General features: G+C 42.6%; 8 protein-coding genes. 7 read left to right on the top strand and 1 reads right to left on the bottom strand.

Annotated features, from left to right (window positions below; all coding sequences use genetic code 11):
• The 5 genes from OCK74_RS25875 to nagB all read left to right on the top strand — a co-directional run.
• Positions 1-1,821 (top strand): beta-galactosidase small subunit-related protein (locus tag OCK74_RS25875; RefSeq protein ID WP_279300016.1); only part of this gene is annotated, 1,821 nt, incomplete at its 5' end.
• Positions 1,818-3,173: a DUF3472 domain-containing protein gene (locus OCK74_RS25870; RefSeq protein ID WP_279300015.1), complete on the top strand. Its 1,356-nt coding sequence runs from the start codon at positions 1,818-1,820 to the stop codon at positions 3,171-3,173. The genes OCK74_RS25875 and OCK74_RS25870, both read left to right, overlap by 4 nt.
• 175 nt (positions 3,174-3,348) lie before the next feature.
• A complete protein-coding gene (locus OCK74_RS25865) occupies positions 3,349-4,767 on the top strand; it encodes a Gfo/Idh/MocA family protein (protein ID WP_279300014.1) in 1,419 nt (472 codons plus the stop codon).
• Between the two features lie 37 nt (positions 4,768-4,804).
• Positions 4,805-7,105 (top strand): glycoside hydrolase family 20 protein, encoded by a 2,301-nt coding sequence (locus OCK74_RS25860; protein WP_279300013.1) that lies wholly within the window; start codon positions 4,805-4,807, stop codon positions 7,103-7,105.
• 50 nt (positions 7,106-7,155) lie between these two features.
• A complete protein-coding gene (nagB, locus tag OCK74_RS25855) occupies positions 7,156-9,078 on the top strand; it encodes a glucosamine-6-phosphate deaminase (RefSeq protein ID WP_279300012.1) in 1,923 nt (640 codons plus the stop codon).
• Positions 9,079-9,149: 71 nt separating this feature from the next.
• Here the strand turns inward: nagB and OCK74_RS25850 are convergent, their stop codons facing one another.
• Positions 9,150-9,374, bottom strand: coding sequence for a hypothetical protein (locus tag OCK74_RS25850; protein ID WP_279300011.1), 225 nt, complete (start codon positions 9,372-9,374; stop codon positions 9,150-9,152).
• A gap of 228 nt (positions 9,375-9,602) precedes the next feature.
• Between OCK74_RS25850 and OCK74_RS25845 the strand changes: the two genes are divergently transcribed.
• Positions 9,603-11,849, top strand: coding sequence for a DUF5703 domain-containing protein (locus tag OCK74_RS25845; RefSeq protein WP_279300010.1), 2,247 nt, complete (start codon positions 9,603-9,605; stop codon positions 11,847-11,849).
• Positions 11,850-11,858: 9 nt separating this feature from the next.
• A complete protein-coding gene (locus OCK74_RS25840; RefSeq protein WP_279300009.1) occupies positions 11,859-13,697 on the top strand; it encodes a glycoside hydrolase family 97 protein in 1,839 nt (612 codons plus the stop codon).
• The last annotated feature ends 9 nt before the right edge of the window (positions 13,698-13,706 follow it).

Genomic DNA, 13,706 nt, shown 5'->3' with positions numbered 1-13,706 from the left:
TCGCATGGTCGCTATTATGATCTGAATTATACACTGGGTAATGATAAGCAATGGCGTAATGCGCACCTGGAAAGGATCACCCGCATGTACGAACGGGACAAGAATCACCCCGCTGTAGTCACCTGGTCATTGGGCAATGAGGCTGGTAATGGTGTGAACTTTTATGAAGCCTATGAATGTTTAAAGAAGGCCGACAGTCGTCCTGTTCAATATGAAAGAGCTGAAAGTGATTACAACACCGATATGATTGTACCGCAATATCCCAGCCCTGATGGATTGGTGCAGTATGCTGCCGGCAAGCCTAACCGGTTGTTAATCATGAGTGAGTATGCTCATATAATGGGTAATAGCCTTGGTAATTTCAAAGAATACTGGGATGCTATTGAAAACCATCCAAACCTTCAGGGCGGCTTTATATGGGAGTGGATTGACCAGGCAATTGATACAGTAAAAAATGGGAAGCGTATCCTGGCTTATGGCGGTGATTTCCCATTAGAAGGTCCTGTGCCCAATAACTTCAGTGACAACAACTTTTGCGTGAAAGGCGTTGTGACAGCTCATCGTGAGCTAACGCCAATGGCTATTGAAATCAAAAAAGTATATCAACATATAAAATCGCATCTGATTGGTGAAAACCAACTGACTGTTACCAACGGTTATTTCTTTAGAAGCCTTGATAATATTCAGCTGAATTGGGAACTGCTGGAAGATGGAAAAATAGTAGAGAGGGGTGTTGTACAAAACATCAATGTTGCTCCTGGCCAGAGTGTTTCGCTCAATTTACCAATAAAGACAAGACAAAAAGAAGGCAAGGAGTATTTCGTTACTATTCGTTATCAATTGAAAGAAGCTGAACCTTTTTTAGAAAAAGGATATGAAATCGCATATGATCAATTCTCGATTACAGCAAAGCCGTTGCAAAATCAAAGGACAGTAGGAAAAGGAAAGCTGCAATTGACACAAGCAGCTAATCAATACAAATTGCAGGGGCAAAATTTTGCCATCTCCTTCGACACCATAAAGGGAATAATGACTGCTTATACAATAAACGGGCAGCAGTTGATCGAGCAGGGACCTCAGCCATCTTTTTGGAGAGCTCCTACAGATAACGATATTGGCGCGAGATTTAACAAATCACTCCGCATGTGGCGCAATGCATATGAACAAGGTAAGATCCTGGATGCTAAAGCGGTTCAAAACGACGATGGCTCCTATGATGTTGTTTTCAAAAAAAGTTTAGTGGATGGAGATGCTATAGTGGAGCAGAAATATACTGTATGTGGCGACGGATCTATCAAAGTCTCTTGCGATTTCAGTGTTTTAAATGGCAAGTATCCTTTGTTGATGCGTATAGGGAATGATTTACAATTGAATAAGCAATTGGACCAGATACAATGGTATGGACGAGGTCCCTGGGAAAACTACTGGGACCGCAAGTCTGCATCAATGGTAGGCGTTTACAAGCAACAACTGGATGAGCAGTATTTTCCTTATGCAAGGCCACAGGAAAGTGGTAACAAAAGTGATGTGCGCTGGGTGAGCCTTACTAACAAAAAAGGGAAGGGCATCAAGATCGTTTATGCAGATAGCCTGTTGAACTTTTCTGCTTTGCCCTATAGTTTGGATGATTTGGATCCTGAGGCCGACAAAAAGCAGTACCATTCTGGTGAATTGGTTAAAAGGGATGCAATATATATGCATGTGGATCTGCAGCAACTTGGTTTACAGGGTATGGATAGTTGGGGTGCCTGGCCATTGAAAGAATACAGGATTCCATTTAAAAATCATCAATATAGTTATTGGATAATACCTGTCAAATGAAATTGAAAAATGATGCCCGCCAAATGATAGTAAAAAGTTTGCTGTCTCTTTTGTTTTTCTTTTGGCTGCATACTATTGGTGCTCAAAATAGCTCCTTGATAAAGGAGCAAAGTATTGGATGCATTCCAGTAGAAAATTCAATTATTGTACCATTTGGAGGGAATACATGGTGTTCATCTTCAGGAAAAGCGGGTGGAAGCATTAGCAACGATGGTATTATCAATTGGACAAATGCTGCGGTGGAATTCAACACGTATGTGCGCGTGACCCAACGAGGTAAAGTAAAGCTTTGGCTGAACGGAAACGTGCCGGATGGTAAAAGTGAGATCTCTGTCATGGCTTTGGGACAAACAAAAAATGTTCAATTGCAAGGCTCAGAGCCAAAGGATTTTTATGTAGGAGAATGGACAATAAATGATACAGGTTATGTTGTGTTTACGTTAAAGGGAAATACCAGGACAGGAGATCGTTTTGCTGATCTTTTCAGCTTGAAACTTTCCGGTACATCCATTAATGAGCAAACGGGTTTTGTTAAGAATAATGAAGGAAACTTTTATTATTGGGGAAGAAGGGGGCCTTCGGTTCACCTAAGTTATACTGTTCCGGAAAATGCAGATGTGGAGTGGTTTTATAATGAGGTTACCGTTCCTAAAGACAATGATGTTATAGGATCTTATTATATGGCCAATGGCTTTGGGGAAGGATATTTTGGCATACAGGTGAATTCTCTCTCAGAACGCAGAATTCTGTTTTCTGTTTGGAGTCCTTATAGTACCAACGACCCGAAACAAATTCCTGAGGATCAGAGAATACAACTCTTGAAAAAGGGGGAAGGAGTACATGCAGGTGAATTTGGTAATGAAGGATCAGGTGGGCAAAGTTATCTCCGTTTTAACTGGAAGGCAGGTGTTACATATGGCTTTCTGTTACATGGTGTTCCTGATGGAAGTGACCATACTATTTATACGGCTTACTTCTTTGATCCTGAAAAAGCAGGTTGGATGCTAATTGCCAGTTTCCGTCGACCTAAGGCCGCAACTTACTTAAAACGTTTGCATTCATTTTTGGAAAACTTTATCCCTGAACAGGGAAATATAAACAGAAAAGTATTATTTGCTAATCAATGGGTAAGAGATGCAAAAGGAAATTGGTTTGAATTAACGAAAGCCCGCTTTACTGGTGATAACACTGCCCGCATTGGTTACCGGAAAGATTATGCAGGAGGATTGGAAGGAGATACTTTTTACCTCCGTAATTGCGGTTTTTTCAATACGAATACACCTTTGGATACCCGGTTTGAGCGACCTCATTCCGGAAAGCAACCGGTTATTACTTTTGAAAAACTGCCGTAGCTAAATAGTGCTGTTACAAATAGGACAATGAATTAAATTTTGCGCATACGATTGTGCAGTGGTAAACGGGCTGTGTTCTCTAATTTTAAGGGCGCTTATATAAGCTGGCCTGAATGCCTTGGCTTTACTATTACCGCACACAACAAACACGATTGACTTCTAAATACTAATTATAATGAGTTCGAACCGTAGAAATTTCCTCAGAAACCTGACACTTGGAACAGGAGCATTGGCAGTTGGTTTGCCTTCAATTGCTGCTGAAAATAAGGAAGATGGAGCTCTTCAAAGGGCTTATGAAAAGGCCTCTGCAAATCAACGCTTCAATATGAGCGGCTACGCTGCTCCTAAAATTGATAAAGTTCGAGTGGGTATCATTGGCCTGGGCCAGCGCGGAGGAGATGCGGTACAACGACTTGCCTATATCGATGGCCTGGAGATTAAAGCGCTCTGCGACAAATACCCCGACCGGGTGACCAAAGCACAGGCTGGACTGGAGAAAAGAGGTTTTCAAAAGCCAAAGGAGTATTCTGGTAATGATGGTTGGAAAGCCATGATCGAAAATGAAGACCTGGATCTTGTTTACATCTGTACGCCCTGGAGCCTGCATACGCCCATGGCGGTTTATGCCATGAATCATGGCAAGCACGCAGCCTGCGAAGTGCCCATTGCCAAAACACTTGATGAATGCTGGGAACTGGTGGAAACTTCAGAGAAGACCCGCAAACATTGTATGATGCTGGAAAACTGCTGCTACGATTTTTTTGAACTGCTGACCCTCAACATGGCCCGCAATGGCCTGTTTGGAGAACTGGTGCATGCTGAAGGGGCATACATCCATGACCTGCGCAGTCTGAACTTCAGCAAGGATGGCTATGCAGACATGTGGCGGCTGAAAGAGAACTACCGTAATGGCAACCTGTATCCTACTCATGGTCTTGGCCCTATAGCTCAGTGCCTCAACATCAACAGGGGCGATAAAATGGAGCACCTGGTTTCGATGTCTACAAATGATTTCATGATGGGACAGATTGCAAATGAAAAAGCTGCAACCGATCCTTTCTATAATGAGTTTGCTGGTAAGCAGTTCCGCGGCGATATGAACACTACGCTGATCCATACCGAAAAAGGAAAAACCATTATGGTGCAACATGATGTGACCACTCCACGTCCGTACTCGCGGATCCATCTGATCAGCGGTACCAAAGGTGTGGCCAGTAAATATCCAACACCTGAACGCATCGCTTTTGGACATGAGTGGCTGAAAGAAGAGGAAATGAAGGCATTATACGATCAGTATACTCCTCCCATTGTGAAGCATGTAGGAGAGATCGCTAAAAAGGTAGGAGGTCATGGTGGAATGGACTTTATCATGGACTGGCGGTTGATTGATTGTTTACGCAATGGTTTGCCTTTAGACCAGGATGTATATGATGGCGCACTTTGGAGCTCGATCGCGCCTTTAAGTGAAAGATCCGTTGCTAAACGGTCACGTACTGTTGATGTGCCTGATTTTACCAGGGGAGCATGGAAGAGCAACAAGCCTGTAAACCTGACATTGGAAGGCGGTGGCAATACCGGCGTGAGAAAAATTTAATGGATATAAAAGCATTCAAAAGATATAAAAAAGCTTCATGGTTAATAAACTGATACTGCTGATTGCGATCATGCTCCCTTTTATTTCAAGGGCACAACAGGCGAACATTATACCGCAACCTGTAAGCATCAAAATGGCAACAGGCAGTTTTGTTATTGATAACAACACTACACTCAAAGTAAAAACCGGTAATAAAGAACTGCAGGCAGCTGCAGTTTTTTTTACTTCCTATATCAAAAATATTTCAGGAAAAATCTTACCGGTTAACGGAGCTAAGAGTAAAGCGATTGAATTAAAGATTGCAAAGACTGATGGCATAGGGCAGGAAGGATACCTGCTGCAGGTAACGCCTGCTTCTATTGTGATCACAGCGAATTCTAAAGCTGGTATTGTTTATGGGATGCAATCCCTTTTTCAGACACTGCCAGCAGTCCGCACGAACTTTGAATTGCAGGTGCCTTGTATGAATATAGAGGACTATCCTCGTTTCAAGTGGAGGGGCATGCACCTGGATGTAAGCCGTCACTTCTTTGCTCCTGAATTGATCAAGGAATATATTGATTTGATGTCATCCTATAAGATGAACACTTTTCACTGGCACCTGGTGGATGACCAGGGCTGGCGCATCGAAATCAAGAAGTATCCTAAACTGACGGAGGTAGGCGCCTGGCGTGTAGATAAACTGGACAAGGTATGGGGAGATAGACCACAGGCCAAAGCTGGCGAAACTGCCACCTACGGTGGCTTCTATACGCAGGACCAAATCAGGGATATTATAGCATATGCTGCACAGAGGAATATCACCATTGTACCGGAGATCGAAATGCCGGGACACGTGGCTTCTGCCATAGCTTCTTATCCTGAATTATGCTGTACACAACAGTCGCAACTGCCGTTAACAGGTGGCAACTATACCAACATGTCATCCAATTACTGTGCAGGGAATGACCAGGTGTTTACTTTTCTTCAGGACGTACTTACAGAGGTGATCAACCTGTTTCCTTCTAAATACATTCACATTGGTGGCGATGAAGTGGACAAAACCCCATGGAAGAAATGCGATCGTTGCCAGGCAAGAATAAAGGCTGAAGGATTGAAAAATGAAGAAGAGTTGCAAAGCTATTTCATCAAGCGCATGGAGAAATTCCTGATCAGCAAAAACAGGAAGATGATCGGTTGGGATGAAATACTGGAAGGAGGTTTGGCACCGGAAGCAACAGTCATGAGTTGGCGTGGCGAAGCCGGTGGCATTCAAGCTGCAAAGATGGATCATGATGTGGTGATGACACCAGGTTCTCCCTGTTATTTTGATCACTACCAAGCTGGCCCGGAAGGGGAGCCCATGGCTATTGGTGGCATGAATACATTAAAAAGAGTGTATGATTATGAGCCCATACCTGCAGAATTGAATGAGCAACAAGCTCGTTATGTGCTGGGCGCACAGGCTAATTTATGGACAGAATATGTAACAACAGCCGAGCATGTAGAATACATGATACTGCCGCGCATGCTGGCACTGGCAGAGGTGGTATGGAGTCCCAAAAGCGCTAAAGATTGGATGGGCTTTAATGAACGCCTTCAATCTCACTTCAGGGCCTTTGATCAAAAGGGATTGCATTACAGCAAAGGTGATTATAAAGTAACCATTAAGCCTTTTTCCCAAAATGGCAAACTGATGGCTACAATGTCCACGGAAGCTTTGAACAGCGATATCTATTACACTACCAATGGCAGCGAACCTACAAAGCAAAGCACTAAGTATGAAGGACCTGTACAGATCAATGCTTCCATGATTTTGAAAGCTGTAACCGTAAAAGATGGAAAAGTAATGGGAGTAAAGCCCTCACAGCAGTCTTTTGTGGTGCATAAGGCAAATGGCAGGGATGTAACCTATGCCAGTAAGATGAGCAGGTATTACATGGCAGATGGTCCTAACTCGTTAACCGATGGCATCAGGGGCACCCTGGCTGTCGGCAAGTACTGGCATGGCTTTAATGGCACTGATCTGTTGGCGAACATCGATCTGGGCAGTGAACAATCAATCTATCGTATTTCCCTGGGCTGTTTGCAGAATTACCGTGACTGGATATTCATGCCACAGTATGTAAAGTTTGAGGTCTCATCAGATGGCAAATCTTATACAGAGGTGGCTACTGTCAACAATACCATTCCTGTGAATGAGCAGGCGGCAACGATCAAAGATTTTGTAGCTGTATTTCCTGAGCAAAAAGCGAAGTTCATCCGTGTAACCGCGAAGATCCTGGATGCATGTCCAAAGGGCCATAGCGGGGACGGAAAACCAGCCTGGTTGTTTGCTGATGAAATTGTCATTCAATAAATCTGTCAATATTTTATCAGGTAAAACTTATAAATATTTAAATAGAAGTTATGCTTACTGAAGTTTTAGTGCCTCATAGATTGGTATCTTATGAAAAAATTCCTGCTACAATTTATGAGTCTGCGGCAGATGCATGTACAGCTGTTTCCAAAGAGATCGCTGATGTGATCAGGTTAAAGCAAAACAAAGGAGAATATGCTGTTTTGGGGTTGGCGACCGGATCAACGCCAAAAAAAGTTTATCAGGAATTGATTCGTTTGCATCGCAATGAAGGGCTTAGTTTCAACAATGTAGTGGCCTTCAATTTGGATGAATATTATCCATTGCAGCCCGATGCGCTCCAGAGTTACAAACGTTTCATGGATGAAAACCTGTTCGATCATATTGATATTGATAAAAAGAACTGTTTTATCCCCCAGGGTGATACGCCACAGGAGCTACTGAAAATGTACTGTGAAGAATATGAAAAAAAGATAGAAGCATTTGGCGGTATTGATATCCAGTTGTTGGGTATTGGCCGTAATGGCCACATAGGATTCAATGAGCCAGGCTCACACATCAGTTCTGCCACGCGCCTGATTACGTTGGACCAAACCACAAGACTGGATGCAGTTAATGATTTTTCAGGCATAGCACAGGTGCCTCGCAAGGCGATCACTATGGGTGTTGGCACGATCATGAAAGCAAGACGCATAGTATTGCTGGCATGGGGAGAGAGAAAAGCTGGTATCATTAAACAAGCTGTAGAAGGACCGGTAACAGAGTTTGTGCCTGCTTCTTACCTGCAGGGGCATCAAAATGCGGTGATCGTTTTGGATGAAGCTGCTGCAGCAGAACTCACCCGCAGGAAAGCTCCATGGCTGACAGATGAAGTTGTATGGAACAACAGCATGATCAAAAAAGCAGTGACCTATCTTGCCCTTTCATTGGGTAAACCTATATTAAAGCTGACCAACAATGACTACAATGAAAATGGTCTAAGTAATCTGTTAGCTTTATATGGAAAGGCCTATGACATTAACATCGAAGTGTTTAACTGGTTGCAGCACACCATTACTGGTTGGCCCGGCGGCAAACCTAATGCAGATGACAGCAACCGCCCGGAAAGAGCAGAACCTGCAAAGAAAAGGGTATTGATCTTTTCTCCCCATCCTGACGATGATATTATTTCAATGGGAGGTACTTTTCAACGGTTGGTGGACCAGGGACATGAAGTGCATATTGCTTACCAGACTTCTGGCAATATAGCTGTAGCTGATGATGAGGCTTTCCGTTTTATTGAGTTTATAAAAGATTTTAACGGACAGTTCGGTATTGACAGCCCCAAAGCAGATGCTATTTATGATTTGGCCCAGACTTTTTTAAAGGTGAAAAAAGATGGGGAATCAGATACGATGGCACTTCGTTATGTAAAAGGGTTGATCAGGAGAGGTGAGGCAAAGAACACCTGCCGTTTTGTAGGTGTTCCTATGGAAAGAGTTCATTTCCTCAACCTGCCTTTCTATGAAACCGGGACTATTGATAAAAAACCTATAGGAAGCGAAGACATAGCCATTATAGCTGATCTGATAGATACCATTCAGCCCCATCAGATCTATGCTGCTGGTGATTTGGCCGATCCTCATGGTACCCACCGGGTGTGTTTGGATGGCATATTTGAAGCCGTAAAACAGTTAAAGGAAAGAGAATATATGGCTGATTGCTGGCTATGGCTGTATAAAGGTGCATGGGCAGAGTGGGATATCGACCTGATTGAAATGGCAGTGCCGATGAGTCCTGACCAAGTGTTACAAAAACGATATGGCATCTTCAAACACCAGTCTCAAAAAGATGGCGTGGTCTTCCAGGGCAGCGATAACCGTGAATTCTGGCAGAGGGCAGAAGACAGGAACAGGGCAACAGCCGAAATGTACAATAAATTAGGATTGGCAGAGTATGAGGCTATGGAAGCTTTTGTAAGGTGGCGGTTTTAAATAAGCAGGAAAGCAAGCAACCAAACAAAAAATACCGGCAATCATAGTATTGTCCGGTATTTCTTTTTATATCAATGCTCTACATGCCACCCTCTTTGTTTGAAGTAATCAGCCAGTTGTATATGTGATTCACTGATCTGATTGGCTAGATAATACAGTTGGGTTAATACCTCTTCACTGCGCGCGAAAACAGACAGCAGTTCTCTGTTGTCAAACTCGCCAAATACGGGAGCAATGCTCACTTTGGGACCTGCATTATGCACCTTGAGTAGTATTTTTCCTTTAGATATTAGCATGATATAAAGGTAGAATAACAGAATGCTGCGGATATTGATTTGAGTCATTAGAGGTGAATAGGTAAAATGATTTCGGACAAATAGCTCCTTAATATAAATCACGCTACACCAGTTGATATAGGATAATCATAGTTTAATCCATTAAAATAGGCGGTTGCTCCATTTTTCAGGAATTGCTATTTGGTGAATTTTACTTTTAATATTTTATTAATAAAAAGCTAACAATTCATGAGGCCAAAACTTTTGCTCTCTTTAATATACCTATTCATATCAGTATTAGGTTTTGGCCAGGAATTAGCTCATCGATTAAATACTAATGATACTTTTAACCCTGCTGTTTATAATGTTTCATGGCAAACACCAAGCAATCATGCAAAAGGTTCAATGCCTGTTGGCAATGGTGATATAGGCGCCAATGTGTGGGTAGAACCTGGTGGAGATCTGAATGTATTGATCAGTAAAACGGACGCATTTGATGAGTTTAACCGGTTGTTGAAATTAGGTGTCCTCCATATCCGAACAAAACCTGCTTTAATACCAAATGACAACAGTTTTGTTCAACTGCTTCAATTACAAAATGGCTGTATTCATATTAAAACAAGCTTAGCGGAACTGAAAATTTGGGTGGATGCACATCATCCTGTTTTGCAAGTAGATATACAATCTGAAAAGCCTGTGCAGGTAGAAGCTTGGATGGAGAATTGGCGAAAGGAAAGCCGGATGCTTGGGGTAAAGGAAGGCAATGCTGCATATGGTAACCGGGATGCAGACAAACGGGTGAATGCAGATTCTATAGTAAGACATGGCGTAGATTATATTGCCTCTTGTCATAGAAATATATCTTCTGTTTGGCAGGAGAATTTAAAGCTTACCGGTTTGCAGCCCGAGATTCAAAAATCGTCCGATCCTCTATTAAACCGAAGCTTTGGTGTAATGGTTACAGCACCGGGTTGGCAAGCTGTAAATGATACTACATTAATTTCCGGTGTATCCTTAAGAAAAACCTCATTAAAAGTTTTTGCACTGACGCAATTGGCACCATCTTGTTCTGATTGGCTGAATAAAATAACTAAGACAAAGGATCAACTGACCGTATACAATGATGCCCAACGTTTCGCTGCACATAAAAAATGGTGGCAGCAATTTTGGAACAGGAGCTGGATTGAAGTGACAGGTAGGGATCAGTTTGATACTGCTGCATGGAAAGTTTCACAAGTATATGCCTTGCAACGTTACGTGAATGCTTGTGCCGGCCGGGGTGCGTTGCCAATTAAATTTAATGGGTCGATCTTCACTGTAAATGAGGGTTATGATGCGGACTTCAGAATGTGGGGAGGATGTTATTGGTGGCAAAATACCAGGCTGCCATATTGGAGTATGTTATACAGTGGCGATTATGATTTAATGAAACCTTTGTTTCAGATGTATATGAAGGCATTGCCTTTACGCACTGCTGCAACACAAAAATATTATGGTCATACAGGAGCATTCTTTCCGGAAACAATGAACTTCTGGGGTAATTATAACGATGTCAATTATGGCCTGAACCGGGACAGCCTGGAAGACGGCATGACTGAGAATACTTATATAAGGCGATATTGGCAAAGTGGCATTGAATTAACCACTATGATGCTCGACTATTATGAAGCTACGCAAAGCAAAAAATTTGCTAAAGACACCCTCCTTCCTTTTGCAAGGAAAATAATTGCATTTTATAATCAGCACTGGCAGCGCAATGATTCCGGTGTCATTGTTTTTTCACCAGCTCAATCTCTAGAGACCTGGCATAGTGCTGTCAATCCTATCCCGGAAATTGCCGGGCTTAACTACCTTCTTACACGTTTAATGCAATTAAATCTATCGCCTGTTGATCAAAAAGACTGGCAACATTTATTTAATAGCTTGCCTCACATACCGGTCGCTCAGCAAAATAATGAAACCTATTTACTGCCGGCACAGGTATACAGCAAAAAGAGCAATATTGAGAACTGCGAACTCTATGCAGTTTTTCCTTACAGGTTGTTTACAGCTTTATCAAAAGATAAGGATTGGCAGACAGGTTTGGCTACTTGGAAAAGGCGGAATCATAAAGAAGATTATGGCTGGCAGCAAAACTGTTTCCAGGCTGCTTTATTGGGGTTAGCCGGTGAATCAAAAAAAATGATTATCGGCAGAGCAAACAGGCAAGCTGCCGGTTATCGTTTCCCTGGTTTCTTTGGTCCTAATTATGATTGGACACCAGACCAGGATCATCCTACAAGCCTTATGATTGCATTACAGAGGATGATCATGCAATGTGAAAATAATAAGATCGTTCTGATGCCTGCATGGCCGGCTGATTGGAATGTACATTTTAAATTGAATGCACCATCTGGAACAGTGATCAGTGGTTTTGTCCAGGATCAAAAATTAACTCAATGGGATATTTATCCGTTAGATAGAAAGAAAGATGTTGAAATAAGAAACTGCCAATAAACAAATGATATGCGATTACAGCTAAAGTTATTGATTGTATTGTTAGGAGTAATACCCATGATTACCATTGCCCAGTCAATGAAGCACCATATTCAATTGTCGTCTCCTGATAAAAAGTTGGAGGTGATGATTGATGAGAACAATGAAGGCAACATTGTTTATTCATTTCGTGCTGATGGTCAATTACTCATTGCCCAATCAAAATTGGGATTGGATACAATTGGAAATTTGATCTGGAAAAATGTCACTCATGCATCTGTTAAAAAAACATGGAAACCAGTTTGGGGCAAAAGAAAAGAAGTACCTGATGTGTACAATGAAGCAATCATCCACCTTGCTGCCTATAAATTAAATGTAAGGGTATACAATAACGGCATGGCCTTCAGGTATGAGGGGACATCAACAGAAAAAGAGCTGACACAATTCAACTTTGCAGGTAATTACACAGCCTGGTATTACAATGGTGAAAACCATAACCTCGGTCCCGAGAAATTGCAGGAAGCAGACGCCATCCGCAAGCCTGTTATGACCATCAAGGCAGGAGAGAACAGTTATATGGCAGTCCACGAGGCCGATTTGAAAAGCGGTGAGCCTTTGCTTTTGCAACCCCAAAAAGGAACTACCTTAATGAGTGTACCATCCAGGCATGCAAATGCATGGCGCGTGGTTATGTATGGCAGAACGCCTGGAGAACTGGTAGACTCCCATTTAATTGAATTGCTGAACCCGGAACCTGCTGCAGGTTCAGATTTTTCATGGGTAAAACCGGGCATAGCTGTCTGGGATTGGCGTATTAATGGAGCTGTTGCCAATGGGTTTAGATACGACATGTCTCTGCCATCCTGGAAGCGCATGATTGATTTTGCATCTGCGAATGGTATGCATTCCCTGGTATTGGATGCTGATTGGTATGGTCCTGAATTTAAAAAAGAATCCGATCCTGTAAAAGGAGGTAAAGTTGACCAGGTGCATCAGATCATTGCTTATGGAAAGGAAAAAGGTGTAGGTGTTTGGTTGTATCTGAATGATGTTGGTGGCAATGCTTATCCTTTGGAGGAAACTTTACAACAATATGGAAACTGGGGTGCTGCTGGGGTGAAGTATGGCTTTATGAAAGGAAGCTTTGAAGAAAAAAACAGGCGTACACAGCGCATTACTGAACTATGTGCACAAAACCACTTGATGGTGGACTTTCATGACGGCCCTGTGCACCCTTACGGGCAGATGCGTACCTGGCCCAATGCGGTGACCCGTGAATTTTGTCATGCACAATTGGATGCGCGCAGGGTATTTCAGCCCAAGACCTTTGTTACCTCTGTTTTTGTAAATATGCTGGCAGGCCCCATAGATATGAATAATGGTACCTTGGATATGCTGCAGCAGGGAAGGATAGACAATCCAATGCCGGTGCCATCGACCATTACAGCAGAAGTGGCGCGTACCCTCATTACATTTTCCGGTGCGACTATTATACCCGATATTCCTGAGAACTACAATAAACATCCACAGCTACTGCAATTTATCAGTGCGCAAAAAATGCCATGGCAGGAGAGTAAAACATTAAGCGGAGTAATTGGAGAATATATAGTGATGGCCCGCAAGGCGGCAGATGGCAACTGGCTGATCGCTGCTGCAACCAACGAAAACGCCCGGACCATCCGCATTCCGCTTTCGATACTTGAAAAAGGAAAATACGAAGCGCTGGTGATCCAGGATGGTAAAGATGCCGATTTTAGGACCAATAAGGAAACTTATGTTACGGCAACACAAAAAGTCACCAATCGCCAGTTTATTGAAGTGCAACTCGCGCCAGGAGGTGGGGCTTGCATCTTGTTACAAAAAAAATGATAACAAATA

The sequence above is a fragment of the Paraflavisolibacter caeni genome, from assembly GCF_025628885.1.
Lineage (GTDB): Bacteria > Bacteroidota > Bacteroidia > Chitinophagales > Chitinophagaceae > Flavisolibacter > Flavisolibacter caeni.
Note: the sequence above shows the minus strand (reverse complement) of the source record. Positions and strands in the feature narration are given on the sequence as shown.

Excerpts from the sequence above, each read along its gene's own strand:
- OCK74_RS25870 (WP_279300015.1), top strand. The coding sequence starts at position 1,818 with ATGAAATTGAAAAATGATGCCCGCCAAATGATAGTAAAAAGTTTGCTG.
- OCK74_RS25865 (WP_279300014.1), top strand. The coding sequence starts at position 3,349 with ATGAGTTCGAACCGTAGAAATTTCCTCAGAAACCTGACACTTGGAACA.
- OCK74_RS25860 (WP_279300013.1), top strand. The coding sequence starts at position 4,805 with ATGGTTAATAAACTGATACTGCTGATTGCGATCATGCTCCCTTTTATT.
- nagB (WP_279300012.1), top strand. The coding sequence starts at position 7,156 with ATGCTTACTGAAGTTTTAGTGCCTCATAGATTGGTATCTTATGAAAAA.
- OCK74_RS25850 (WP_279300011.1), bottom strand. The coding sequence starts at position 9,374 with ATGCTAATATCTAAAGGAAAAATACTACTCAAGGTGCATAATGCAGGT.
- OCK74_RS25845 (WP_279300010.1), top strand. The coding sequence starts at position 9,603 with ATGAGGCCAAAACTTTTGCTCTCTTTAATATACCTATTCATATCAGTA.
- OCK74_RS25840 (WP_279300009.1), top strand. The coding sequence starts at position 11,859 with ATGCGATTACAGCTAAAGTTATTGATTGTATTGTTAGGAGTAATACCC.